This is a genomic window from Brevibacterium zhoupengii (genome assembly GCF_021117425.1).
GTDB classification, from domain to species: domain Bacteria; phylum Actinomycetota; class Actinomycetes; order Actinomycetales; family Brevibacteriaceae; genus Brevibacterium; species Brevibacterium zhoupengii.
This window is the reverse complement of record NZ_CP088298.1, coordinates 3,732,904-3,755,746: the sequence shown is the minus strand read 5'-3', so window position 1 is coordinate 3,755,746 and position 22,843 is coordinate 3,732,904. Positions and strand designations below refer to the sequence as shown.

The following is a 22,843-nucleotide window of genomic DNA, read 5'->3' as shown; positions in this document are numbered from 1 at the left end:
CTTCTCGTCACGGGCAATTCTTCGTCACCGGCACGCTTCTCAGTGTGAGCGTGCAGCGTGGACTGTGTCGATCTCTTCGAGGTTCAGCCCCTTGGTCTCCTTTGCCGTCATCGCGGCCAGGGCTGTGAAGACGCAGACTCCGGCGGTGAAGCCGGCGACCGAGAGCCAATTCTCACCCGAGGCGCCGGCGACGGCCGAGGCTAGCACCGGGGCGAGTCCGCCGGAGACGGCGAAGCCGATCTGCGTGCCCAGAGCCAAACCGGTGACGCGCACAGTGGTCGGGAACATCTCCGCGTAGAACGAGGGCCAGATCGAGTTGGCCATCGAATAGGCGCAACCGGACATGATCGCACCGCAGACGAAGATGAGGATCCAGTTTCCGCTCGAGACCGCAGCCAGGTAGGGGAACATCATCAGCCCGGCGCCCAAGGCTCCGGTGATGAAGACGGGTTTGCGGCCGATGCGGTCGGAGAGGATCGCGGCGGCTGGGATAGCGAGCAGAGCCACGGCATTGGCGATGACCGAGACCAGCAGCATGGTCGAGCGTTCGAGGCCGACGATCGAGGTGGCGAACGACAGCGACCAGACGGTGAAGACCATATTCACTGTGTTGACCATGGCACACGAGGCAACACGCAGGACTGCGGCCTTGTGCCAGCGGAAGACCGCCATCAGCGGGGGATGCTCATTGCGGGCCTCCTTGAAGGCAGGCGGTTCGTCGAGGCCACGGCGGATCAGCCAAGCGGTGAGCACCACAAGCGCCGAAAGCCAGAAGGGCACGCGCCAGCCCCAACTGAACAGCGCTTCCTCGGGGAGGAGGGCAGTGAAGGGAATGAAGACCGCGGTGGCCAGGAGGGTGCCGAACTGGGTGCCGTGCAGCGTCCAGCTCGTCGTCCAGGCGCGCTTGGTCTCCTGCGAGTGCTCGAGGGAGACGCTGATCGCGCTCGCCTGCTCGCCGGCAGCGGAGAGTCCCTGGATCACGCGACACAGCACCAGAAGTGCCGGCGCGAGGTATCCGACCTGGTCGAATGTGGGCAGGCAGCCGACGACGAAGGTCGAGAACCCCATGAGGAACAGGGTGAGCATGAGGACGAACTTCCGTCCGTAGCGATCGCCCAGGGGCCCCATGATCAGGGCGCCCAGCGGACGAACCACATATGCGACGCCGACGGTGCCCATCGCCAGAAGGATGGCCATGCCCGGAGCGGTTGTGTCCGGGAAGAAAAGGAAATTGAGCACCAGGGCCGCGGCGGTTCCGTAGACCGCGAAGTCGTAGTACTCGAGAGCCGAACCCGTCCAGCTCGACAGCGCCGCCCGGAACGGGGTCTTGGCGGGACGAGCGTCTTCGGTCGCGTTGATCATGCTTCCTCGCATCTCTCTATTGCCATAATATGGAAGTCGTTGTTACAGTGTGGTTTACAGTGTGATCGAGATGACATAGTCTGTCAACGTTCAGTTCACTTCAACGAGCCACGTTCAGTTCACTCATGCGAACTGAACAGTCGAATCAAGCAGTCGAGCCAAGGAGGCGAAGTATGCCGGCAAAGGGGTCCAACTCCGTGACCAAGGCCTTCGACATGCTCGAACTCCTCGGTGACCACGCGGAGGGCATCAGCGCGGCCAGGGCTGCGGAGCTCACCGGCCATCCCTTCAGCACCGCCTACAGGCTGCTCGGCGGTCTCGTCGAGTCCGGATATGCCGACTACGATCCCTCCACCAAGGCCTACACCCTGGGATTGGAAGTCTTCCGCCTCGGGCAGAAGGTAGCTCATCGTCGTGGCTTCGCCGGATCGTCCAAAGACCTGCTCCAGGCACTGACGGCATCGACGGGGGAGTCGAGCATCCTCTCCGTTCGTCGTGGCAATGCCGCGCTCACGGTGATCACGGTCGACGGTCCGCAGTTTCGGACCACGACGGATCCCGGTGACGATTCTCCGCTGCACACTTCGGCGCTGGGGCAGGCGCTCCTCGCCCACGACCCGAACAGCGAAGACACGATCGCTGAGCTCGAGCTGGAGCCGCGGACTCCGAACTCCATCACCGATCCCGCACAGCTGCGAACCAAGCTCGAACAGATCCGCAATGCCGGCTGGGCAGGACAGTCTGAGGAGAACGACATCGGCATGAACGCCCTGGCCGTCCCCGTCTTCGACCTCGACGGACGTCTGCTGGCCGCCCTCGCATTGGCCGCACCGCTGTTCCGCCGAACCTTGGATGAACTCATCGAATTCGTCCCCCAACTGACCGAGACGGCGGCCGCGATCGCCGCCAGATTGCCCAGGTGACCATGTCCACAGTTCTCATCCTCAACGGTCCCAACCTCAACCTCCTCGGCGTCCGCGAACCCGAAATCTACGGCCACACCACGCTGGGAGACATCGAGGAGATGTGCACCGCAAGTGCCGCCGAGGTGGGCCTGAACGTCCGTTGCATCCAGAGCAACCATGAGGGTGATCTCATCGATGCCGTGCACGAGGCCCGAGAGACCACAGTGGGTGCCATCATCAACGCCGGCGCCTACACGCACACGTCCCTTGCTCTCCACGATGCGCTCAAATCCTATGATCACCCGATCATCGAAGTGCACCTGAGCAACCCGCACGCCCGCGAGTCATTTCGCCACCACTCCTACCTCTCACCCGTGGCAGCCGCGGTCATCGCCGGTGCCGGAGCGCAGGGGTATGTGCACGCGATGGAGATCCTGGCCGACAAGCTCAATACCTGAAACACCACACGCACCACACGAAAGTGAGACTATGACCCGGTCACTGCTCCTGGGGCTCATCGGCGAAGGCATCTCCGCCTCCCGCACCCCGCGCATGCACGAGAATGAAGGCGCGGCGCACGATCTGACCACGATCTACCGCACGATCGACATCGCCGAGGAGCGACTGACCTCTGTGCCGCTGACTGAGCTGCTGACATCGGCCGTGAACCTCGGCTTCGACGGGCTCAACATCACCCACCCCTTCAAGCAGCAGGTCATCGAGCTCCTCGACGAGGTTGACCCCGGCGCTCGGCGCATCGGCTCGGTCAACACGGTCGTCATCGACGAAGCTGGACGGACGACAGGTCACAACACCGATGTCACCGGGTTCGCACGAGGATTCGAAGCCGGACTCGAAGGTGCGGCAAGGAATCGCGTCGTGCAGATCGGTGCCGGAGGAGCGGGGCGCGCCGTCGCCTTCGCCCTGTCGGAACTGGGGGTCCATGACCTCGTCATCGCCGATATCAGTGCACAGCGGGCACAGGACCTGGCCGCCGAGATCGGGGACCATGTCCGCGCGATCTCAACGACAGAGCTGGAACCGGCCATCACCTCGGCGGACGGAATCGTCAACGCCACCCCGGTCGGCATGGCGGCCTTTCCGGGGACGCCCTTCGACACGGACCTGCTGGATTCGCAGACCTGGGTCGCCGACGTCGTGTACTTCCCGCTCGAAACGCAGCTGCTCAGGGAGGCGAAGGCCAAAGGGTGCCGGACCCTCGACGGTTCAGGGATGGCCGTCAATCAGGCAATCGATGCCTTCGAACTCTTCAGCGGACGCAGGGCCGATCCGACGCGGATGCGCGAGACTTTCCTGTCCTTCGGAGCCTAGGCTCGACTACTTCGGAGCCTAAGATCACCGACGTGTGAAGCGGGGGCTCACTGAGCGTTCTTCTGCTTCCGGTACTCGCGGATATAGGTGATGACGAAGATGCCGACGATGATCGCCAAGGTCAGCCACAGCGCGTACTTGTCGACGACCTTGAGGATATCGACGGCGGCCTCGCCCAGCTGATAGCCCAAGGTCGTCCAGATGAGAGTGAAGATCAGGCAGCCCAGGAGGTCGGCGATGAGGAACAGTGACAGTCGCATCCGCGTCCAGCCGGCGACGAGGTAGACGAGAGTGCCCGGGACTCCCGGGCAGCGCGAGACGATGGTCATAAGGAACAGTGCCCAGTTGGGGATCCGCTTGAGCGATTCGATGCGCTTGAGCTGTCGCTCGTTCTGAGCGAAGAGCCTCAGAATGCCGTCGCCCCAGCGTCTGCCGGCCAACCAGAAGGCCCAGTCCAGTTTCGCCATTCCGATGAACCCGGCAACGATGACGAGCCACAGCGGAATCTCACCGACGCGGGCGTAGGCGCCCGCGGCAACGACAGCAGTCTTGGCACCGTTGATGAACTCCTGCAGGACCGGGGCGTTGACCAGCATCCAGGGGCGCAGCGGCATGAGTCCCAGGTAGACGAGTGGGACACCGATGATGAGGAAGAGCAGCACCTTGTCCAGACGGGATGCCTTGCCCTGCCAGGGTTTGAGCGCGGCCCAGGGGCTCTCTGTGGAGGAGTCAGTGCTCTCGTCGGGGGCCTCGTCCGGGCCTTCGTGATGAGAGTCACTGCTTTCGGATTCCTTGAACCGGGCCTCGTCATCGGGCAGACGGTTCTCACTCATCAGGGGCTCCTGCCTGGGGCTGTGCGGTCGGCGCTCACGGTATCACAGCGACTCAGGCGATCCCTGGCAGTGCGCGGCTGACCTGGTCTAAGAAGACTCTCATCGCGGATCGCTCGACAAACCTTCCGGCCTTGGGCAGTGTTGAGAGCGTGGAAGGACGATCGAAGATTCTGGGCGGCGTGATCGCTGGTCTGGTTGTCGTGCTCGCTTTGGTTGCAGTCATCATCGTCAGGACCTCCGCTCAGCCGGAGCCACCAGATCTCACCCCGGTCGAAGTGACTCCCGAGACCTCGGCCCCCGCGAGCGCCGATGGATCAGAATCCGCGGGTGCCACCGAATCAGCCGACGCCGCCGAGTCAGCAGACGGCTCTGCCGATCGTCCCACCGACTCAGCCCAATCCTCCGATTCGAGTCAGTCCTCGAACTCTTCTGACGACTCTTCTGGGCCCGAGGAACTCAAGCATTCCTATGAGCCGGTGCCCAACCCGCCACGCGAAGTGCCCGCCGACTCCGCCAACTCCGGCGCCAACTCCGGTGGCGACGATGACGATGATGACGGCGACGATGACGACGACGGCGATGACGACGACGATGATGGCGATGATGACGACGACTGAGCGTCGCATCAGGATGACCGTTCAGAACCGACTGACGATCACGGTCGCCATTCTCTCCGTACTCGCACTCACCGTCGTCGGGCTTGTCCTCTACACCGTCGAAGCGAACAATCTGGAGGGGCGGAACTCTGCCTCGATGACTCAGGAGATCGCAGAGATGCGCTCCTTCGCCCAGAACGGTGTCGATCCCGAAACAGGGGAGCGCTTCACCTCCGTCGATCAGATCCTCACCCAGTTCCTCGCCCAGAATCGGCCGGACGAGGACGAAACTCTGTTCGCTTTCCTCTCCGATGGTCGCGTCCTCTACCAAGGAGACCCGAACTCCGCGGTGAACAGTTCCCAGGAGTTCGAGGAGGCCGTGGCCGGAGTGTCCGCTGACGGCGGCGAGATCAAACTGACGATCGACGGCGACGAATACGAAGGTTACGTATTGCCGATCACCTCCGGGCCCGGTGGAGACGCGACCGGTGGGAATGCCTCCGGTGGGGACACCGCCAGCGGATCCCCAACCGGGGCGGACAACGGCCCAGGGTCGTTCGTCGTCGTCCACAACGTCACCGCCAGTCACACGGATCTCACGCACGTCATGCAGATCTACATCGTCGTCGCGCTGGCCGCCGCGTTGTTGATCTCAGGGATCTCCTCGGTGCTGGCCAGGAAGCTTCTGGCTCCGGTCACCGAGTTGCGACAGACCGCACAGTCGATCTCCGGCGGTGATCTCAGCAGCCGAATCACCACGCGAGGCCATGACGACATCGCCGAGCTCGGACGCACATTCAACGACATGCTCGACCGTCTCGAAGCCTCCTTCGAAACGCAGCGACGCTTCCTCGACGACGTCGGCCATGAGCTGCGCACACCCCTGACCATCCTCAGCGGCCATCTTGAGACCATGGACTCCAGCGACGTCGATGACGTCGATGAGACCCGGACGATGCTGCTCGACGAAACCGATCGGATGGCCCGACTCGTCGAGGAGCTGCTGATTCTGGCGCGATCTCGGCGCCCCGACTTCGTCCGACCGGAACAGGTCGACGTACCGTCCCTGCTCAACGAGTCCCTGGCCAAGGCCAAGGGGTTGGGACAGCGTGATTGGCGGCTCGAGACTCCGCCGGCCATCGTCATCACCGCTGATCGACAGCGACTGACGCAGGCTCTGCTGCAATTGGCCTCGAACGCCGTCGAACACACTGAGGAGGATCAGCCGATCACCTTCGGCGCCCGCATCGTCGATGACAAAGTCCACATCTGGGTCCGCGACGAAGGCCATGGAGTCCCAGACGAGATCGCAGCCGACATCTTTGAACGATTCAGCCGAGGGTCGACAGAAGGACACGGCTTCGGCCTCGGACTGTCCATCATCAAGGCCATCGCCGAGGCGCACGGGGGCACCGTTGTCCTCGACCACGTCTCCAGGGGCGCCCAGTTCCGAATGATCCTGCCGAAAGGACCGCTGTGAACAGAATTCTCGTTGTCGAAGATGAGGAGCGGATCTCCGCCTTCATCGCCAAGGGGCTCAAGGCCGCAGGCTTCGTCACGGAGATCGCCGCCGATGGGATCACCGGCCGTGATCTGGCGCTGACAGGAGACTTCGACCTGCTTGTCCTCGACATCGGGCTGCCGGGTCTTGACGGATTCAGCGTGCTCAGCCAACTGCGCAAAGACAGACCCGATCTTCCGGTCCTCGTTCTCACCGCACGCGACAACGCCGATGACACGATCTTCGCGCTTGAGTCCGGTGCGGCGGACTACATGATCAAACCGTTCAGATTCGGCGAGCTGCTGGCCCGCATCAGACTGCGGCTCAAAGAGACCGCCACCGAAGCACCGCAGACAGAGCTCGTCCGCGGTGACGTGCGCATCGACCTGCTCAAGCGCCAGGTCTGGGTGGCAGACAAGATCATCGACCTCTCCGCCCGGGAGCTGTCCTTGGCAGAGATCCTGCTTCAGAACCGCGGCAATGTGCTCTCACGAGAACAGCTGCTCTCACACGTATGGGGCTTCGACTTCGATCCCGGCTCCAACGTCGTCGATGTCTACGTCGGGTACCTGCGCAAGAAGCTCGGCAGCGACTTCGTCACCACCGTGCGAGGATTCGGCTACCGCGTCGACTGAAGTCGGCGTCGACTGAATTCGAGCCTAAGAGTCTTCTCATCTGAATCTTAATTGCACCTTAATTGCGCGCGACAAGATGAGAACTATGAATTCCACTTTGAGAATCGCACTGTTCTCCCACGACTCGCTGGGCCTGGGGCACATCCGCCGCAACCGTGCCCTGGCCTTCGCTTTGGCCAAGGCCCTTCCCGCACTGACCGGTCGACGAGTGAGCGGACTGCTGATCGCGGGCAATCCCGAAGCCACTCGCTTCGACCTGCCGGCAGGGTGGGACTGGGTGATTCTGCCGGGTGTGACTCCGGCAGCCGGTGGTTATCAACCGCGGGCGCTCGCCTCGTCGATGGAGGGACTCAGTGCGCTTCGGAAAGCCGCCATCAAGGCGATCCTCGACCAACAGGACCCGGAGCTCTTCATCGTTGATCGGCACCCCTTCGGCATCGACGGTGAACTCAGAGAAGCACTACGCCACGTTCGTGCCCGCGGATGCAGGACAGTCCTCGGCCTGCGTGAGGTTCTCGACTCACCCAAGGTGATCGAGCGCGAATGGAATCGAGTGGGCGGTCCCGGTGCTGTTGCGGACTCCTTCGACGCAGTCTGGATCTACGGCGATCCTGACGTCTACGACCCTCGCACGACCGGCGAGGTGCCCACAGAACTCGCCCGCATCGCCGAATGCACCGGGTACCTGGCCATGGAACGCCCCAATGACCGGGCCACAACCACACCGGGAAAGTTCGTTCTCACGTGCCTGGGCGGCGGTTCCGACGGCGCCGAACTCGCGTCGATCGCCGTGCGCTCACAGCCACCGGCCGGCTACACCCACCTTGTGGTGACCGGCCCGCAGATGGATTTCGCAGACTTCGAAGCACTCAAACGCACAGCCGCGGCGGAGACGACAGTCATTCGACACAGCGACGACATTCCCGGACTCATCGCCTCGGCCAGCGCCGTTGTCTGCATGGGCGGATACAACACACTGAGCGAGGTGATGGCGACCCCAACCCCAGCTCTCGTCGTCCCCCGCAACAGCCATCGCGCGGAACAGCCTCGGCGGGCAGAAGCGCTCGCTGCCGTCGGAGCAGTCGACACCTGCTCCTTCGCCGAGGTGAGCGTCGCCGGGCTCAACGACTGGTTCGGAGATCGGGTGGGCCACTCGATCGACCGTTCGAATGTCGACCTTGCCGGTCTCCAGACCATTGCACATCTCGCCGCCGAACTCATCGGCACAGACGCCGAGCCCATCGGCACAGACTCAGCTGCAGCAAGCCGTGGCAGCATCACTTCGATCAAGGAGATTCGCTATGCAGGCTGATCACACTCCCACCAAGCCTTCCGTCCGACGCGCCTACGTGCTGAAGATGTATCCCCGGTTCTCCGAGACCTTCATCGTCTCCGAAATCCTCGCCAGAGAAGCCGCCGGTGAAGAGCTCGTCATCTTCTCCCTCCGTCCCACGACCGACACCCGGTTCCACCCGGAGCTGGCCAGGGTCAAGGCACCCGTCATCCACGTCGAGCGGCCCTCGAGCGCTCGCAGCTACTGGCAGACCTGGCAGGAGAGCATGCAGGATCCGAGGATCGCCTCCGGTCTCCAGACCCACCTCGGTGACCTTGCCGAACTCGGCCACGACGATGCCGTCCAGGCCGTTGCCGTGGCCCGTCTGGCACTCGAACACGAGGTCACCCACCTCCACGCCCACTTCGCGTCGGTGGCGACGACCGTGGCCAGAGCCGCCTCAGCCCTGACAGCTATTCCCTACTCGTTCACCACGCATGCGAAGGACATCTTCCATGAGAGCGTCGAATTCGAGGATCTGAGCCGAAAGGTCGCAGGCGCCGACCACGTCATCGCGATCAGCGACTACAACCACAGCTATCTGCGCCGCCTCCTGGGGCGCGAGCTCAGCGAACGGATCGTCGTCGTTCGCAACGGTCTCGAACTTGAGCGTTTCCCCTACCGTCCCGCCATCGCCGAGCGACCAAGTGGCGCGGCGCACGCGATTCCCTCACTGCTGGCCGTCGGTCGCCTCGTCGAGAAGAAGGGCTTCGGGCATCTGCTCACTGCACTTGCCCGGCTGCGTGATCGCGGACTGCCCTGCCACCTCGACCTCGTCGGCACTGGTCCGCTCGAGGATGAGCTGCGTGAGCTCATCGACGCTCTGCACCTCACCGAGCTCGTCGACATGCACGGTGCTCTGACCCAGTCCGAGGTCCGCGAGATGTTCGTCCGCCACGACCTTCTCGTCGCCCCCTTCGTCATCGGCACCGACGGCAACGCCGATGGCCTGCCGACCGTCCTGCTCGAAGGCATGGCCACCGGAATTCCCTGTGTGGCCGGCAATGTCACGGCGGTGCCTGAGGTCATCATCGATGGTGAGACCGGCTGGCTCGTCGACGACGGGAGCGATCCCGAACAGATCATCACCGCCATCGCCGAGGTGGTCCGCCGTCTGCGCGAAGCCCCGGATTCCGTGCGAGAGATCACCGATGCCGCGCGGGATCTGGTGTGCAGGCTGCACGACTCGGCGGCCCAGGCCCGGGAACTGTCCGGGCTGGTCGACCAGGCTGCCGGCCGCGCGGCACCGACCGCCGACCGAATCACACCGAAAACTGACCGCGTCGCACCGAACACTGACCGAGACGCACCGAAAGCTGACCGCGAACTGGAGTACGTGTCATGAGAATCGCCTACATCCTGCTCGACCCGGGCATCGGAGTCTTCGGCACCAAGGGCGCAAGTGTCCACGTGCAAGAAGTCGTCCGCACCTTCAGGAGCCTCGGCCACGAAGTCAGCATCTTCTGCACCCGCACCGATGACGACATCCCAGCCGATCTCGCCGACGTCGACATCACCCGCCTCGAGGTGCCACGCGGACTGGACCGAGGCCAACGCGAGATCGCGCTGATGCGACTGTCCGACATGCTCGCCGATATGGTCGTCGACACCGTGTCCGACCCGGATGCGGGAGCCGATCAGGGCTTTGACCTCGTCTATGAACGGTATTCGCTGTTCTCCACGGCTGGAGCCGAAATCAGCAGCCGCCTCGGCGTGCCATTGGTCCTTGAGGTCAACGCACCTCTGCTCGCTGAGCAGAAGCAGCATCGTGGGCTCGTCCACGACGAACACGCGGCTCGGACCACGGCCCACAGCTTCGTCGGAGCCGAGCGGATTGTCTGCGTCAGTGCTGCAGTAGCCGGCTGGGTGAACCGGGACTATCCGGGTCTGAGCGACGTCTCGGTCGTCCCCAACGGTGTGAATACGGACCGGATCACCCCCGCCGCGACCGCGCAAGACGTCACGGACAGCCGCGCGGTGCGGATCGGATTCGTGGGAACCCTCAAACCTTGGCACGGCACGGATCGGCTGATCGAGGCCTGCGCGGGTCTGCACGGGAACTTCCATCTCGACATCCTCGGGCATGGGCCGGAATCGGAGGCTCTGCAGAAGCAGGCGAAGGCTCTTCGCCTCGGTGATCGTGTGACGTTCCACGGTGCGCTGGCCCCCGAAGAGATTCCGGCCCACCTGCGCACCTTCGATATCGCCGTGGCCCCGTACCCGGCGGGCGAGAACTACTTCTCACCGCTGAAGATCTACGAGTACCTGGCGGCAGGGCTGCCCATCGTCGCCTCAGCGGTGGGGTCGATCCCCGCAGTTCTCGAAGGCACAGATGCCGCGACCCTGGTGCCCGCCGATGATACCGGTGCCCTGAGTGCTGCCCTGCAGAACCTCATCGACAACGCCGAGGTGCGCCAACGTATGGGTGCTGCCGCCCGATCCGAAGCCCTGGCCCACCATTCGTGGACCAGTCGGTGCCAGGAGATCCTGGCACCGTTCGTCATGGAGCTGGTATGAGTCAGACCCCGCTGCCGGAGCAGTCTGCACGGTCGAAGAAGTCCCGGACGAAGATCTCGCCCGGGGCACTGAAGCGAACCCTGCGAATCCTCACACCGCACCTGGGCCAGCACAAATGGCTCATCCTCGGCGGACTGGCCGCACTGTTCTGCGACGTCATCTTCCGCATCCTCGAACCGTGGCCGCTCAAGATCGCCATCGATGCGGTGACTTCTGCCCTCGGCGCAGAGATCGGGCCGACCATCGGCGTCGGATCCAACGTCGGGATGACCTTGGCCGCCGCCGCGATCGGTCTGGCGGTCATCGTGGCAGGCAGGGCCGTGGCGAACTATGCCTCGACCATCTGCTTCGCGCTCGTCGGTGCCCGGGTTGCGACCCAGCTGCGCTCACGGGTCTTCGAACATGTGCAGGCCCTGTCGCTGAAGTACCACTCGCGGGCTTCGATCGGAGACACCTCCCAGCGTCTCGTCGGCGATATCGGGCGCCTCCAGGAAGTGGCGGTGACCGCCGGTCTTCCCCTGGTGGGCAACGTCATCACCCTGGCCGTCCTCCTCGTCGTCATGGTCATCCTCGACCCGATCCTCAGCGCCATCGTGCTCATCACGGCCGCGATCTACGGGGTGCTCTCGAAGATCGCGACCCCGAAGATCACGACAGCCTCCCGCTCGACCCGTAAGGGCGAGGGCAGACTCGTCGGCTCCGCAGCTGAGGCCCTCGGCGCCATCCGCGTCGTCCAGGCCTACGGACTCGAAGGCACCGTGGCACGCGAATTCGCCAACGGAAACGAACGCGCCCTCAAGGCCGGAGTGCGAGCACGTCGCCTCGCTGCCGGCCTCGAGCGCTCGACCGATGTGCTCGTCGGCATCTCCCAGGCTCTCGTGCTCATCTTCGGCAGTTACCAGGTGCTGCGCGGGGCCATGTCCCCAGGCGATCTGGTGCTGTTCCTCATGTACCTCAAGATCGCGATGAAGCCGCTGCGCGATATGGCCAAATACACCGGCCGGATCGCCCGCGCCACCGCATCGGGGGAGCGGATCGCCGACCTCCTCGACGAGCCGATCGAGATTGCCGACGCCCCCGGCGCGCTCACCATGGGGCCCGTTGCCGGTGATGTCGTCTTCGACCGCATCACCTCGAGCGACGGTCATGGAAACCCGTTGTTCGACGATCTCAATCTGCTCATTCCTGCGGGGCAGAAGGTCGGAATCCTCGGCGCTTCAGGAGCCGGGAAATCCACGCTGATGAGCTACCTGCTGCGACTCTCGCAGCCGGAATCGGGATCGATCTTCATCGACGGCTACGACACGCACAATGTCACCAGAGCCTCCCTGCGATCGAGCATGTCCGTGCTTCTGCAGGAATCAGTCCTGTTCGCCGCAACCGTGCGGGAGAACATCCGCTACGGTCGCTTGGATGCCACCGACGCCGAGGTGGAGGCCGCGGCCCGTGCCGCCTCAGCCGATGAGTTCATCCAAGGACTGCCCGACGGTTACGACACCGTGTTGGGCAACCGCGGCGACACTCTCTCCGGTGGGCAGCGTCAGCGTCTGGCCATCGCCAGGGCACTGGTGCGCGACGCCCCCGTCGTCGTCTTCGACGAAGCGACCTCGGGCCTTGACCCGGCGACCCGGGGACAGGTCACAGACTCGGTCTCCATGCTGACCGAGGGGCGCACCAGCATCGTCATCACTCACGATCTGGCCATGATCCGCGGCCTCGACCGGGTGCTGTGGCTCGAAGACGGACAGATCGTCGAAGACGGATCGCCGAGCGAGCTGGCGGGCAATCCCGGCACCCGCGTCGCCGAGTGGATGCGCACACAGGCCGAAGATTCCCAGATGGGCAATATTCCTCAGGAGGTAAGGGCATGACCTTGACGGACCTTCATAGCGCCGGTGATGAGGCAACGGCGGAGTTCGCGAACCTGCCGTTTGTGACCGAGCTCAGATCGGCCGAGGCGCTCTCGCAGCGCTTGGGTTTTCCCGTCGTGCCCAACCGCATTCGGGTCAAACCCGGTCGCAGTGCCATCGTGTCCTGGTCGCGGGAAGCCGGGAGCCGCCTCGGCGGGCTGGAGGACTGGGGGTGGACTGCGGTTGTGACCAGCGCTGACAAGCTGGGCAACATTCGCAGGCGTGCTGCCCGGCACAACGAGACGGTCACCGTGCACGAATGCAGCGAACCACGATCTGCCGGTGTCACCGGCAGTGTGCTGCTGAGTGGATCGGTGGCGGCGGATTCGAAGTTGGGGAAGGAGGCTGCTCGCGCGATTGCACGGTTGAACGGTGAGATCGACGTCATCGGCTACAACCCCGGTCGGCGGGTCCTGCTCAAGCACACACCGGAGCATTCGGGGGTGTGCGAGTTCATCCGCATCGGCACCCGTTCCCAGCAGCACCTGGTTGAGACCGCCAGCCAGTGGGCTGACTGGGGGCTGCCGACCCTCCCCGTCGAATCCTTCGGCAGCGAGGGAACGGCTGTGCGCTCTCCCTGGTGGGGGACCGGCGACCTCGAGACGACCCCGGACCTCGCTATGACCGAGGAAGTGGGAGTCATCATCGCAGAACTTCACCGCCACACCCCCGCCGAGGTGGTCTCCGGTTCCACTCCATCGCCGTTGGAGCAAGCCGAGGACACTGCAACGTTGTTGGCACAACTGCTGCCCGAGGCTGGCAACACAGTCCAGGACATTGTTCGGACGCTTCGACTGCGGATCGGGCACGAGTCCCTCTCCGGTGCTGCAGCAGATGGCGGCTCCCGTGCGATTCATGGGGATCTCAGCCCCGATCAGGTGCTCGTCGGTCATTCGGAATGTCGCATCATCGACCTCGACCGGGCCAGTGTCGGCCCTGTCGGGATGGACCTTGGCCGATGGGTGGCCGCCTGTCGACGACGCACCGACGAGGACGGCACGTCCCTCGAAGACGGGTTCCTCGACGGCTACCGAGCAGCAGGTGGGGTCGACATCGATGTGGAGGCCTGGGCTGTCTGGGCCATGCTCGTCACGGCCGTCGAGCCGTGGCGCACCTGCCGGCCTGATTGGCAGCAGGCCACAAGGCAGGCCATCAATGCAGCTCAGCGGGCTCTGGCCGCGAATGTAGAGCGGATGTCGAAATGATGCCGGGTCCTGCGGCACAAACAGTGTCTGCCATCCCCGAGTTCGTCACGATCGATGGCCAGAAGTGGACCGTGCGTCGAGCCTGGCCCGCCAGCCGCGATCGGATCGCGCTCGAAGCTCAGCACGGGTCTGCGATCAGGTCAGGATTTCTCAGCAACGGCGAAGTGGACATGCTTGAGGAGGGCAGAGATCCGAAGCTGCCGGGACTCGAACTCCTGCTCGGCACCGCCGGGAATCGCTTGGTCTCGCATCGGCCCGGCAAGAGAGCCGTGATCCGCTTGGCCGATGGGCGTTTCGCCAAGTGCGTGCGCTCGTCCAAAGCAGATGGAATCGTCGCCGGACAGGATCGAGCCGAAGCGTTCCGGAACGGCTTCGCACTGCCGGATGTACTCACCGCGGATGATTCGACCGTCGTCCTCAGCGCACTGCCTGGCGTCGAACTCCACGAACCACAGAGCCTGGGTGCTGATTGGTCACGTGCCTGGGCCGAAGCTCTCGACGCTTGGGCGCTCGCCGCATCCACTTCGAACACGACCGTTGGGACCGACACGACCGCTGGGACCGACACGACTGCCGGGACGGACACGAGCGCCGCGACGAACACGATTGCGGCGGTGAGGACGTCGATGCCGGTTCATTCGGCGAGTTCAGAAGTGCACGTGTTCAACGAGTGGCGCGATCGTGCCCACGTCCACCTCGGAGAGAAGCTTGCCGAGGTTGATGCACTGATCACGCAGGTCAGCGCCGACCTCCTCAACGACGGTGCTGCCTCGGCGGGGGAGCGGAACTGGGGTCCGATCCACCGCGACCTCCATGACAAGCAGATCATGTGGGATCCGGTGGCCGGACCCGGACTGCTCGACGTCGATACCGCCTGCTTCGGCGAACGCGAACTCGACCTGGGCAACCTGCGCGCCCACGCGCAGTGGCGCACTCACCAGGGGATCTGGACCCAGGATGACGCCGAGGTGGTGATCGGGGAAATCTCTCGGATCACCTCGGCGAGCGGACTGGATCCAGACCGGGTCCGCACCTACGAGCGCTCAGCACTCGTGCGACTGGCCTGCGTCTATGCGTTCCGACCGCGCTGGAACCGTCACACCGGAATCCTGCTCGAAGCCGCCCACGAATGACGTGACTGCAGGAGCTTCTCGCCCGGTACTCAATTCCCGTCGAGTTTCACTCCTGAGTGCTGCGGCGGGCATCTCCCCAGATGTCGACGCCGGAATCGACGGCGAACGTGTCGATGGCGGCCAGTTCCTCGGCGCTGAATGGTTCCGAGTTCAGTGCCGCGACATTGTGCTCGAGCTGGGTGACCCGGCTGGAGCCGATGACAAGAGAGGAAACGCGGTCATCGCGCAGCGCCCAGCTCAGCGCCATCTGTGCCAGCGACTGACCGCGAGCCTCGGCGAGTTCATTCAGCCCGCGAATGCGCTCGAGGTTGTCCTCGGAGAGGAAACCATCCTTGAACGAAGGAGTGGATTTGCCTGCCCGTGACTCCTCGGGAACTCCACCGAGGTATTTGTCGGTGAGCAGGCCCTGTGCGAGTGGGGAGAACGCGATGACGCCCAGCCCCTCGGTGTCCGTGGTCTCGAGCAGGCCATCGGATTCGATCCACCGGTTGAACATCGAATACGAGGGCTGGTGGATGAGCAGCGGAGTCCCCAGCTCCTTCGCCAAAGCCGAGGCGCGGGCTGTGTCGGCAGCAGAATACGACGAGATGCCGGCGTAGAGGGCACGGCCCGAACGCACCGCGGTGTCAAGCGCACCGATGGTCTCCTCCAGCGGAGTCGAGGCATCGGGCCGGTGAGAGTAGAAGATATCGACATAGTCGAGGCCGAGTCGCTTCAGTGAGGCGTCGAGACTGGCGAGCAGGTATTTGCGGCTGCCGCCAGGTCCGCCGTACGGGCCAGGATGCATCCCCCAACCAGCCTTCGTCGAGATGATGAGCTCGTCGCGGTAGGGATGGAGATCTTCGCGCAGCAGTCGACCGAAGTTCGTCTCGGCCGAGCCGGGAGGCGGACCGTAGTTGTTCGCGAGGTCGAAGTGCGTGATGCCCAAATCGAAGGCCCGGCGCACGATGTCACGCTGATTCTGGAAGGCGACATCATCGCCGAAGTTGTGCCACAGCCCCAACGACAGAGCGGGAAGGACGAGCCCGGACCGACCGACCGGGCGATAGCTCATCGATTCGTAACGGTCATCGGCTGCTTGATACACGGTGCCTCCTGCGGCGGGAACGGGTTAGGACTGCTGGCATCAGCTTAAGCGAGAACGAGAAACGAGTTGTTGGCAGGCATAGTGCACCGGACGGTGCGACTCCGCGGTGACGGCATCCGGGAGAGGCTAGGAACGATTCTCCAGGGTGCAGACGCAGGCGCGATTGCCGTCGGCATCGGCGAGGACGGTGAACGACGGTGCCTGGGCGTCGTCGACGACCGTGCCACCGGCCGCGACGGCCGCGCGGATTCGCTCCGGTGCGACCGCACGGGGCACCGAGACGTCGACGTGCAGGCGCTGATGCGGCACCTCGTGCTCTTCACAGTCCTGGAACCACAGCAACGGCATCTGCCCCGCGGGGTCGATGACATCGGGGCCGGAGACATTGCTCGCATCGCCAGTGAGCAGGGCAGCCCAGAACGGGGCGATGGCGTCCCGGTTCGCTGTGTCCATGCCGAGCTCGAGCAGTGCAGGAACCTTCGGATCCGAGCTCACCCCCGCCGAGGCGGCGAGCTCGCTGATCTGTGCCGCGAGCTTGAGGTCGCGTTCGGTCACGGCTCCGGTGTCGTGACTGGTCAGACGGATATCGACATGAGGAAAGGTGAGGGTGACGTCCGGGTGGTGGTTCGCCTCCTCGGCGGCGGTGCCGATGCGTGCGACGAGGTCCAGCCCGGTCGCGAAGTCGCCGGTGAGGAATCGGGCGCCGAGGCAGTCCGGCAGTCCCTGCCAATCGGCGAGACCGCGCGCATCGAGGGTGTCGAGCAGCTTCTGTCCGGTGTATGCAGTCATGAGTTCATGCTAGGACCCGGACCGGTGCCTGTGAAGTGGTGGACAGTTCGGACTTCAGCGCCTCACGAACCTCCTTCCCGGAACACGCCACACAAAAAGTCAGACCAGTGGTCTTGATTTCAGGGTGTGTCCTATGCCTCAATAGTCACGTGACTAAATTCCACTCGATTCGGGATCAGCTCCTCGACCGCCTTGAGACAATGGCCGCCGGTGAGCAGTTCCCTCCCGAACGCCAGCTCGCCGAAGCGCTGGGCATCTCGCGGATGACCCTGCGCCGCGCCATCGACGAACTGGTCGCCAAGGGCGTCGTCCGCCGTCGCCATGGCGCGGGCGTCTTCGCCCTCGGCCCGAAACTCGACCAGCCGCTGGCAGCGAGCTCCTTCACCGAGGACATGGTCGCCCGTGGTATGCGCCCGGGCTCACGCGTGATTTCCTTCGACGTGACCAGGGCCGGAGCCCACATCGGGCGCAGGCTCCACGTCGACGATGATGCCGAGGCCATCGCAATTCTGCGTCTGCGCCTAGCCGATGACGAACCACTCGCACTCGAGGAGCTGCACATCCCCGCAGCCCTCGTTCCCGGCCTGAGCGCGGAGGACCTGGAGAACAGCTCGTTCTACGAACTGCTGGCCTCGCGCTTCTCCATCTCCCTCAACCACAGCGTGCAGACGATCGAGCCGACCCTCCTCGACGCGGCTGAGGCGAAGATCCTCGGAGTCCCCGAACAGTCCCCGGCGCTGCTCTTCGAACGCACCTCCCGTGGAGCCGACGGGGTGCCCTTCGAATTCGTTCGCTCGGTCTATCGCGGAGATCGCTACAAGATCCGCACCGAACTCACCCTGCCCGACACCCACGGAGGAGGCCGCCCATGATCATCGCCGGCCTGATGACAGGAACGTCCGCCGATGCCCTCGACGTCGTCCTCGCCGAATTCATCCACGATGGCGGTGACGGCAACAGCAGCCACGACGGCAACGACAGCCAGACCGCTGGTCCCTCCGAACTGAGGGTGCGCATCATCGCCAGCCGAGAGGTCGAATTCGACCAGCAGCTGCGCCGCGACATCCTGCGCCTGCTCGAGCCCGCCGACGTTCCGCTGTCCTTGGTCTCTGGCGTCGATGCCCGCTTGGGCCGCTTCTGCGCCCAGGCAGTAAACGACCTCTGCACCGAAACCGGAGTCGAGGCTGAACTCGTGGTCTCCCATGGGCAGACCGTGCGCCACGACATCACCGACGGCACGGTCACCTCCACACTGCAGATCGGCCAACCGGCATGGATCGCCGAGGCGACCGGAGCTCCCGTACTCTCCGACGTTCGCGCCCGCGACGTCGCCGCCGGTGGCCAGGGAGCCCCGCTCGTCGGAATCCTCGACAGCCTCCTCGTCGGTGACGTCGAGACCGCGACCGCGGTGCTCAACCTCGGCGGCATCGCCAACATGACGGTCCTGGCACCCGAGCACGCACCGTTGGCCTTCGACACAGGTCCCGCCAATGCCCTCATCGACATCCTCGCCCGCAGGATCACCAAGGGTGAGGCGGACTTCGACCGTGACGGGGAGCTGGCCGCACGCGGTCGGGTCGATGAGGAGCTGCTCGAGCAGCTGCTGGCCGATCCGTACTACCGGCTCCCGGCACCGAAGTCGACGGGCAAGGAACTCTTCCACGCGGACTACCTCGACGGATTCCTCTCAGCCAGGACCCACCTCGGCGAGCATGATGCCATCGCGACGGTCACGGCGCTGACCGCGCGCACGGTCGCCGACGCCTGCCACGCACACGGCGTCACCACGGTCATCGCCTCTGGCGGGGGCACCCGGAACCCGACGCTGCTGGGGCAAATGGCCTCGGAACTCGGCCCCGGCATCACCTTGACCAGCACGGATCAGGCCTTCGGACTGCCCGAAGGAGCCAAAGAAGCCCTCCTCATGGCACTGCTGGGATGGCTGACCTGGAACGGACTCGCAGGCACCGAGCCGAACCTCACCGGTGCCGCGCATCCGAGCATCGCCGGACGGCTGAGCCCGGGACACGGTCCGCTCACACTTCCCGAACCACTGGCAGCCAGACCCACTCGTCTGAGAATTCTGGACCGAAGAGACCACTGAACTGATGAGGATCCTGCACCGATGCAGGCCTCGCGAAGAAACGCACACCCCTTGTATGAAGGAGAAAGACCATGCAGATCATCGACCTTCTGGTGATCATCGCCTACCTCGTCGCCACGGCGTGGTTGGGCCTGAAGCTCAGCGGCAAGCAGAAGGACCTCCAGGGCTATTTCCTGGGTGGTCGGAACATCCCGTGGTGGGCGGTGTGCCTGTCCGTGGTCGCCACAGAGACCAGCGCCCTGACCGTGATCGGCATCCCGGTCATGAGCTACCTCGGCGACATCAACTACCTGCAGCTGGGTCTGGGCTACATCCTCGGCCGAGTCGTCGTCGCCTTCTTCATGCTCCCGCGCTACTACGACGGTGAGATGCTCACCGCGTACGCCTACCTGGGCAAACGCTTCGGCACCTCCACCCAGACGACCGCGGGAGTGACCTTCCTGTTCACGCGCCTGCTGGCAGACGGCATCCGCGTGCTGGCCGCCGCCATCCCGGTCAAGGTCATCCTCGACGGCCTGGGCATCCACACGAACTACTTCGTCATCATCGTCGTCCTCTCACTCGTCACGATCGCCTACACCTTCATCGGCGGCATCAGGGCCGTGGTCTGGGTCGATGTGGCTCAGATGTGCCTCTACGTCGTCGGCGGTCTGCTGTCGATCATCGTCATCACCGCTGCCATCGGCGGTGGCTGGTTGGGCGAGGCAGCGGCGGCCGACAAGCTCAACATGTTCATCTTCGAGGGCAATCCGATCTCGGCTCCCGACTCGTTCATCCCCTCGCTGCTCGGCGGAGCGGTCTTCGCCATGGCCTCGCACGGTTCTGACCAGCTCATCGTCCAGCGTCTCCTGTCCTGCCGGTCCAAGATCGAAGCACAGAAGGCACTCATCGTCTCCGGAGTCGTCGTCTTCGTCCAGTTCGCGATCTTCCTCGCGGTCGGACTGGCACTCTGGGCCTACTACGACCATGCGCTGCCCGCCGATCTGGGCCTGAGCCGCGACGACGAGATCTTCCCGCTCTTCATCATCGAAGGACTGCCACCAGGCGTCTCGGGTCTGCTGCTGGCAGGCATCCTCGCCGCGGCCATGTCGACACTGTCCTCCTCTCTGTCCGCACTGTCCTCCTCGACGGTCAACGACGTCTACGCACGGCTGAAGAAGACGCCGATGACCGACGCCGAGGGCTTCAAGGTCGGGCGCTGGGCGACCATCGGCTGGGGCATCGCCTTCATCCTTCCCGCCACCGTCTTCCAATCCGATGAGGGCAACATCGTCATCCTGGCTTTGGGCGTCGCAGGCATCACATACGGCGGGCTGCTCGGGGCGTTCGTGTTCGGCATGGTCAACAAGCGCGCCACCGCCGTGGACGCGAACATCACCTTCGCCCTGGCGGTCGCGGTCAACGCCTTCTTCTTCATCATGGAGAAGTACATCACCGGCGAGGTGTGGGTCGCCTGGCAGTGGTACCCGCTCCTCGGCGTCATCGTCATGGTCGTGATCGGTGGGCTCCTGTCCCTGCGTCATCCCAAGACTCAGACCCGCAACACCGTCGCCGAGGTGGAAGGCAGCAACCGCTGATGACCCAGTCCCAGCAGCCACCGTCCCACCAGGATTCGTCCCCACACTCGTCGACCCCGCGCCCGCTGTCGCCGACCGAACAGCGCAACCCCCGCTGTGCGGGACTCGACGACCTCGACACCCTGGGTGTCCTGCAGGTGATGAATGACGAGGACCACGCCGTCCTCACCGCGGTGCGGGCGGCACTGCCGCAGCTGGCAGAACTCGTCGACATCGCGGCCGAGCGAATGCGCCGAGGCGGTACCGTCCACTACTTCGGTGCCGGCACCTCCGGTCGGTTGGGAGTACTCGACGCCAGCGAACTACTGCCCACATTCAACCTCGAGCCGGGACGCGTGGTCGGCCACATCGCCGGCGGCCAGGCGGCGCTGGTCAATGCGGTGGAGAACGCCGAGGACTCGACCGGCGACGGTCGCAGAGATGCGGGTGTGCTCGGTCCCGACGACGTGGCGATCGGAATCGCCGCGAGCGGGTCGACACCCTATGTCCGCGGGGCGTTGGAAGCCGCCGGTGAGGCGGGTGCGCACACCGTGCTCATCTCGAACAACCCCGAGGCCCCCGTCGCCGAGGCGGCGGCTGATCACATTCTGCTCGACACCGGACCAGAAGTGGTCACGGGTTCGACCCGGCTCAAGGCCGGAACGGCGCAGAAGCTGACGCTCAACGGGTTCTCGACTGCGCTGATGATCGCGTTGGGCCGCACCTGGCGCAACCTCATGGTCTCCGTCGTCGCCACGAATGACAAGCTGCGGGAGCGGACCGTGCGGATCCTCTGTGAGGCAGCCGACCTGTCTGATGCCGCTGCGCGTGAGCTGTTGGAGGACTGCGACGGTGGACTCAAGACGGCACTGGTCGTCTCCTTCACCTCGGTGACGCCCCAAATTGCGGCGAAGCATCTCGCGGACTCCGACGGCTCGGTCAAGGCCGCGATTGCGGCAGTGACAGCGGAGTCGAGGCGCGAGACCTCATGAGCGGCTTCGTCCTCGGCATCGACATCGGAGGCACCGGCAGCCGGGTCGCGATCGCACCCTTCGATGCGACGGCTGTGAGCACGACTGCTGACGGTGCCACGGCCGACGGTGCCACAGCCGACAGTGTCGTGGCTGAGCTGTTGGGGACTCTCACCGGACCCGGAGTGTCCATCGGAGCCGAGGGCAGCAATGCCCCACAGCAGATCCGGCGTCTCGTCATCGCGGCCAAGGAAGCATGGCCGGACCATGTCGATTCGATCCGCGGAGTCGGCATCGGTGCCACCGGTATCGCCTCACTGAGCACAGACGTCGGGGAGTTTGCACGATCTCTGGCAGTGGAGGCGAAGGCCGAAACGGCGGTGGCGATCGATGCGGTGACGGCCCACCTCGGCGCCCTGTCCGGTTGTGGGGGCGCGGTGACGGTTCTGGGGACCGGAGCAATCGCCATCGCCCATCCCGGGCCCGATCCGCAGGGAAACCTGCTTCCGAAATGGCGACGAGTCGACGGCTGGGGGCATCTCTTCGGTGACCGCGGGGGCGGTGCCTGGGTGGGCAGGCAGGCGCTCGAAGCAGCACTGAAATGCCACGACGGAGTTGATGACCGAGGAGCCGGTCTGCTTGAGGCAGCACGGCAGAGATTCGGTGAACCGGGTACCTGGCCCGCGCAGTTCTACACGCGCAGCGATCGAGCGGGACTCCTCGCTGAGTTCGCCGTCGACGTGGCAGGCCGCGCCAGCGCGGGTGACCCCGTGGCCAGCGCGCTGTTGGCCGAAGCCGGGCGCGAGGCCGCACGCAGTGCGATCGCAGCCGGAGGCCAAGGAATTGACGCCGCAGCTCGGGTCACGCTCAGCGGTGGTCTGCGCAGGGCAGGTGAGTCTCTCGTGGAGGCGTTTCGTTCTGAGGCCCTGCGCCTGAGGCGAGAGACTGTCGTTGTCGAACCCGCCGGCGATCCGCTCAGCGGGGCGCTGACCTTGGCGAATCTGGTGGGGAAGAGGAGATTGCAACCCCAGTCGGGAGTGCTGTGGGTCTGAGGTAGTCACGCCGGCGTCGGCA

The 22,843-nt window shown here is 64.6% G+C and carries 21 protein-coding genes; 17 read left to right on the top strand and 4 right to left on the bottom strand.

The window, feature by feature from the left end:
* Window positions 1-39: 39 nt before the first annotated feature.
* Window positions 40-1,362, bottom strand: coding sequence for an MFS transporter (locus LQ788_RS17080; RefSeq protein WP_231443042.1), 1,323 nt, complete (start codon window positions 1,360-1,362; stop codon window positions 40-42).
* A 173-nt stretch (window positions 1,363-1,535) separates the two neighbouring features.
* Between LQ788_RS17080 and LQ788_RS17075 the strand changes: the two genes are divergently transcribed.
* The 3 genes from LQ788_RS17075 to LQ788_RS17065 are packed head-to-tail and all read left to right on the top strand — an operon-like array spanning window position 1,536 to window position 3,599.
* Complete coding sequence (locus LQ788_RS17075) at window positions 1,536-2,285, top strand: IclR family transcriptional regulator (RefSeq protein WP_231443040.1); 750 nt, start codon at window positions 1,536-1,538, stop codon at window positions 2,283-2,285.
* A 2-nt stretch (window positions 2,286-2,287) separates the two neighbouring features.
* A complete protein-coding gene (gene aroQ, locus LQ788_RS17070; protein ID WP_231443038.1) occupies window positions 2,288-2,725 on the top strand; it encodes a type II 3-dehydroquinate dehydratase in 438 nt (145 codons plus the stop codon).
* Window positions 2,726-2,756: 31 nt separating this feature from the next.
* Window positions 2,757-3,599, top strand: a complete 843-nt coding sequence (locus LQ788_RS17065; protein ID WP_231443037.1) for a shikimate dehydrogenase — start codon at window positions 2,757-2,759, stop codon at window positions 3,597-3,599.
* Between the two features lie 47 nt (window positions 3,600-3,646).
* On the opposite strand, the gene LQ788_RS17060 is transcribed toward LQ788_RS17065, so the two are convergent.
* Window positions 3,647-4,432, bottom strand: a complete 786-nt coding sequence (locus LQ788_RS17060) for a DedA family protein (RefSeq protein ID WP_231443035.1) — start codon at window positions 4,430-4,432, stop codon at window positions 3,647-3,649.
* 149 nt (window positions 4,433-4,581) lie between these two features.
* On the opposite strand from LQ788_RS17060, the gene LQ788_RS17055 reads away from it, so the two are divergent.
* From LQ788_RS17055 to LQ788_RS17015, 9 genes are all read left to right on the top strand, one after another.
* The gene (locus LQ788_RS17055; protein ID WP_231443033.1) at window positions 4,582-5,049 is read left to right on the top strand and encodes a hypothetical protein; all 468 of its coding nucleotides are present in this window, start codon (window positions 4,582-4,584) and stop codon (window positions 5,047-5,049) included.
* Window positions 4,976-6,508, top strand: a complete 1,533-nt coding sequence (locus LQ788_RS17050) for a sensor histidine kinase (protein ID WP_231443031.1) — start codon at window positions 4,976-4,978, stop codon at window positions 6,506-6,508. Before LQ788_RS17055 ends, LQ788_RS17050 begins: the two co-directional genes overlap by 74 nt.
* Window positions 6,505-7,164, top strand: a complete 660-nt coding sequence (locus LQ788_RS17045) for a response regulator transcription factor (RefSeq protein WP_231443029.1) — start codon at window positions 6,505-6,507, stop codon at window positions 7,162-7,164. Before LQ788_RS17050 ends, LQ788_RS17045 begins: the two co-directional genes overlap by 4 nt.
* Before the next feature lie 85 nt (window positions 7,165-7,249).
* Complete coding sequence (locus LQ788_RS17040) at window positions 7,250-8,476, top strand: glycosyltransferase family protein (protein ID WP_231443027.1); 1,227 nt, start codon at window positions 7,250-7,252, stop codon at window positions 8,474-8,476.
* Window positions 8,466-9,842, top strand: coding sequence for a glycosyltransferase family 4 protein (locus tag LQ788_RS17035; RefSeq protein WP_231443025.1), 1,377 nt, complete (start codon window positions 8,466-8,468; stop codon window positions 9,840-9,842). The genes LQ788_RS17040 and LQ788_RS17035 overlap by 11 nt, the downstream gene beginning before the upstream one ends.
* The gene (locus LQ788_RS17030; RefSeq protein ID WP_231443023.1) at window positions 9,839-11,014 is read left to right on the top strand and encodes a glycosyltransferase family 4 protein; all 1,176 of its coding nucleotides are present in this window, start codon (window positions 9,839-9,841) and stop codon (window positions 11,012-11,014) included. The genes LQ788_RS17035 and LQ788_RS17030 overlap by 4 nt, the downstream gene beginning before the upstream one ends.
* A complete protein-coding gene (locus LQ788_RS17025) occupies window positions 11,011-12,885 on the top strand; it encodes an ABC transporter ATP-binding protein (protein WP_231443021.1) in 1,875 nt (624 codons plus the stop codon). The genes LQ788_RS17030 and LQ788_RS17025 overlap by 4 nt, the downstream gene beginning before the upstream one ends.
* Entirely contained in the window at window positions 12,882-14,129 is a 1,248-nt protein-coding gene (locus LQ788_RS17020; RefSeq protein WP_231443019.1) for a phosphotransferase, read from the top strand. The genes LQ788_RS17025 and LQ788_RS17020 overlap by 4 nt, the downstream gene beginning before the upstream one ends.
* Window positions 14,126-15,262, top strand: coding sequence for a phosphotransferase (locus LQ788_RS17015; RefSeq protein WP_231443017.1), 1,137 nt, complete (start codon window positions 14,126-14,128; stop codon window positions 15,260-15,262). The genes LQ788_RS17020 and LQ788_RS17015 overlap by 4 nt, the downstream gene beginning before the upstream one ends.
* Before the next feature lie 46 nt (window positions 15,263-15,308).
* On the opposite strand, the gene mgrA is transcribed toward LQ788_RS17015, so the two are convergent.
* Together mgrA and LQ788_RS17005 are read right to left on the bottom strand one after the other, a co-directional pair.
* Window positions 15,309-16,349, bottom strand: a complete 1,041-nt coding sequence (gene mgrA / locus LQ788_RS17010; RefSeq protein WP_262908280.1) for an L-glyceraldehyde 3-phosphate reductase — start codon at window positions 16,347-16,349, stop codon at window positions 15,309-15,311.
* A 126-nt stretch (window positions 16,350-16,475) separates the two neighbouring features.
* Window positions 16,476-17,138: a 4a-hydroxytetrahydrobiopterin dehydratase gene (locus tag LQ788_RS17005; RefSeq protein WP_231443015.1), complete on the bottom strand. Its 663-nt coding sequence runs from the start codon at window positions 17,136-17,138 to the stop codon at window positions 16,476-16,478.
* A gap of 149 nt (window positions 17,139-17,287) precedes the next feature.
* Between LQ788_RS17005 and LQ788_RS17000 the strand changes: the two genes are divergently transcribed.
* From LQ788_RS17000 to LQ788_RS16980, 5 genes are all read left to right on the top strand, one after another.
* On the top strand, window positions 17,288-18,010 hold the full coding sequence (locus tag LQ788_RS17000) for a GntR family transcriptional regulator (protein WP_231443014.1): 723 nt from the start codon (window positions 17,288-17,290) through the stop codon (window positions 18,008-18,010).
* Window positions 18,007-19,242 carry an anhydro-N-acetylmuramic acid kinase gene (locus LQ788_RS16995; protein WP_231443013.1) on the top strand — a complete coding sequence of 412 codons (1,236 nt, stop codon included), beginning with the start codon at window positions 18,007-18,009 and terminating at the stop codon, window positions 19,240-19,242. The genes LQ788_RS17000 and LQ788_RS16995 overlap by 4 nt, the downstream gene beginning before the upstream one ends.
* A 71-nt stretch (window positions 19,243-19,313) precedes the next feature.
* Window positions 19,314-20,819, top strand: a complete 1,506-nt coding sequence (locus LQ788_RS16990; RefSeq protein ID WP_231443012.1) for a sodium:solute symporter — start codon at window positions 19,314-19,316, stop codon at window positions 20,817-20,819.
* On the top strand, window positions 20,819-21,790 hold the full coding sequence (murQ, locus tag LQ788_RS16985; RefSeq protein ID WP_231443011.1) for an N-acetylmuramic acid 6-phosphate etherase: 972 nt from the start codon (window positions 20,819-20,821) through the stop codon (window positions 21,788-21,790). Before LQ788_RS16990 ends, murQ begins: the two co-directional genes overlap by 1 nt.
* Window positions 21,787-22,821: an N-acetylglucosamine kinase gene (locus LQ788_RS16980; RefSeq protein ID WP_231443010.1), complete on the top strand. Its 1,035-nt coding sequence runs from the start codon at window positions 21,787-21,789 to the stop codon at window positions 22,819-22,821. The genes murQ and LQ788_RS16980 overlap by 4 nt, the downstream gene beginning before the upstream one ends.
* Window positions 22,822-22,843: the final 22 nt, after the last annotated feature.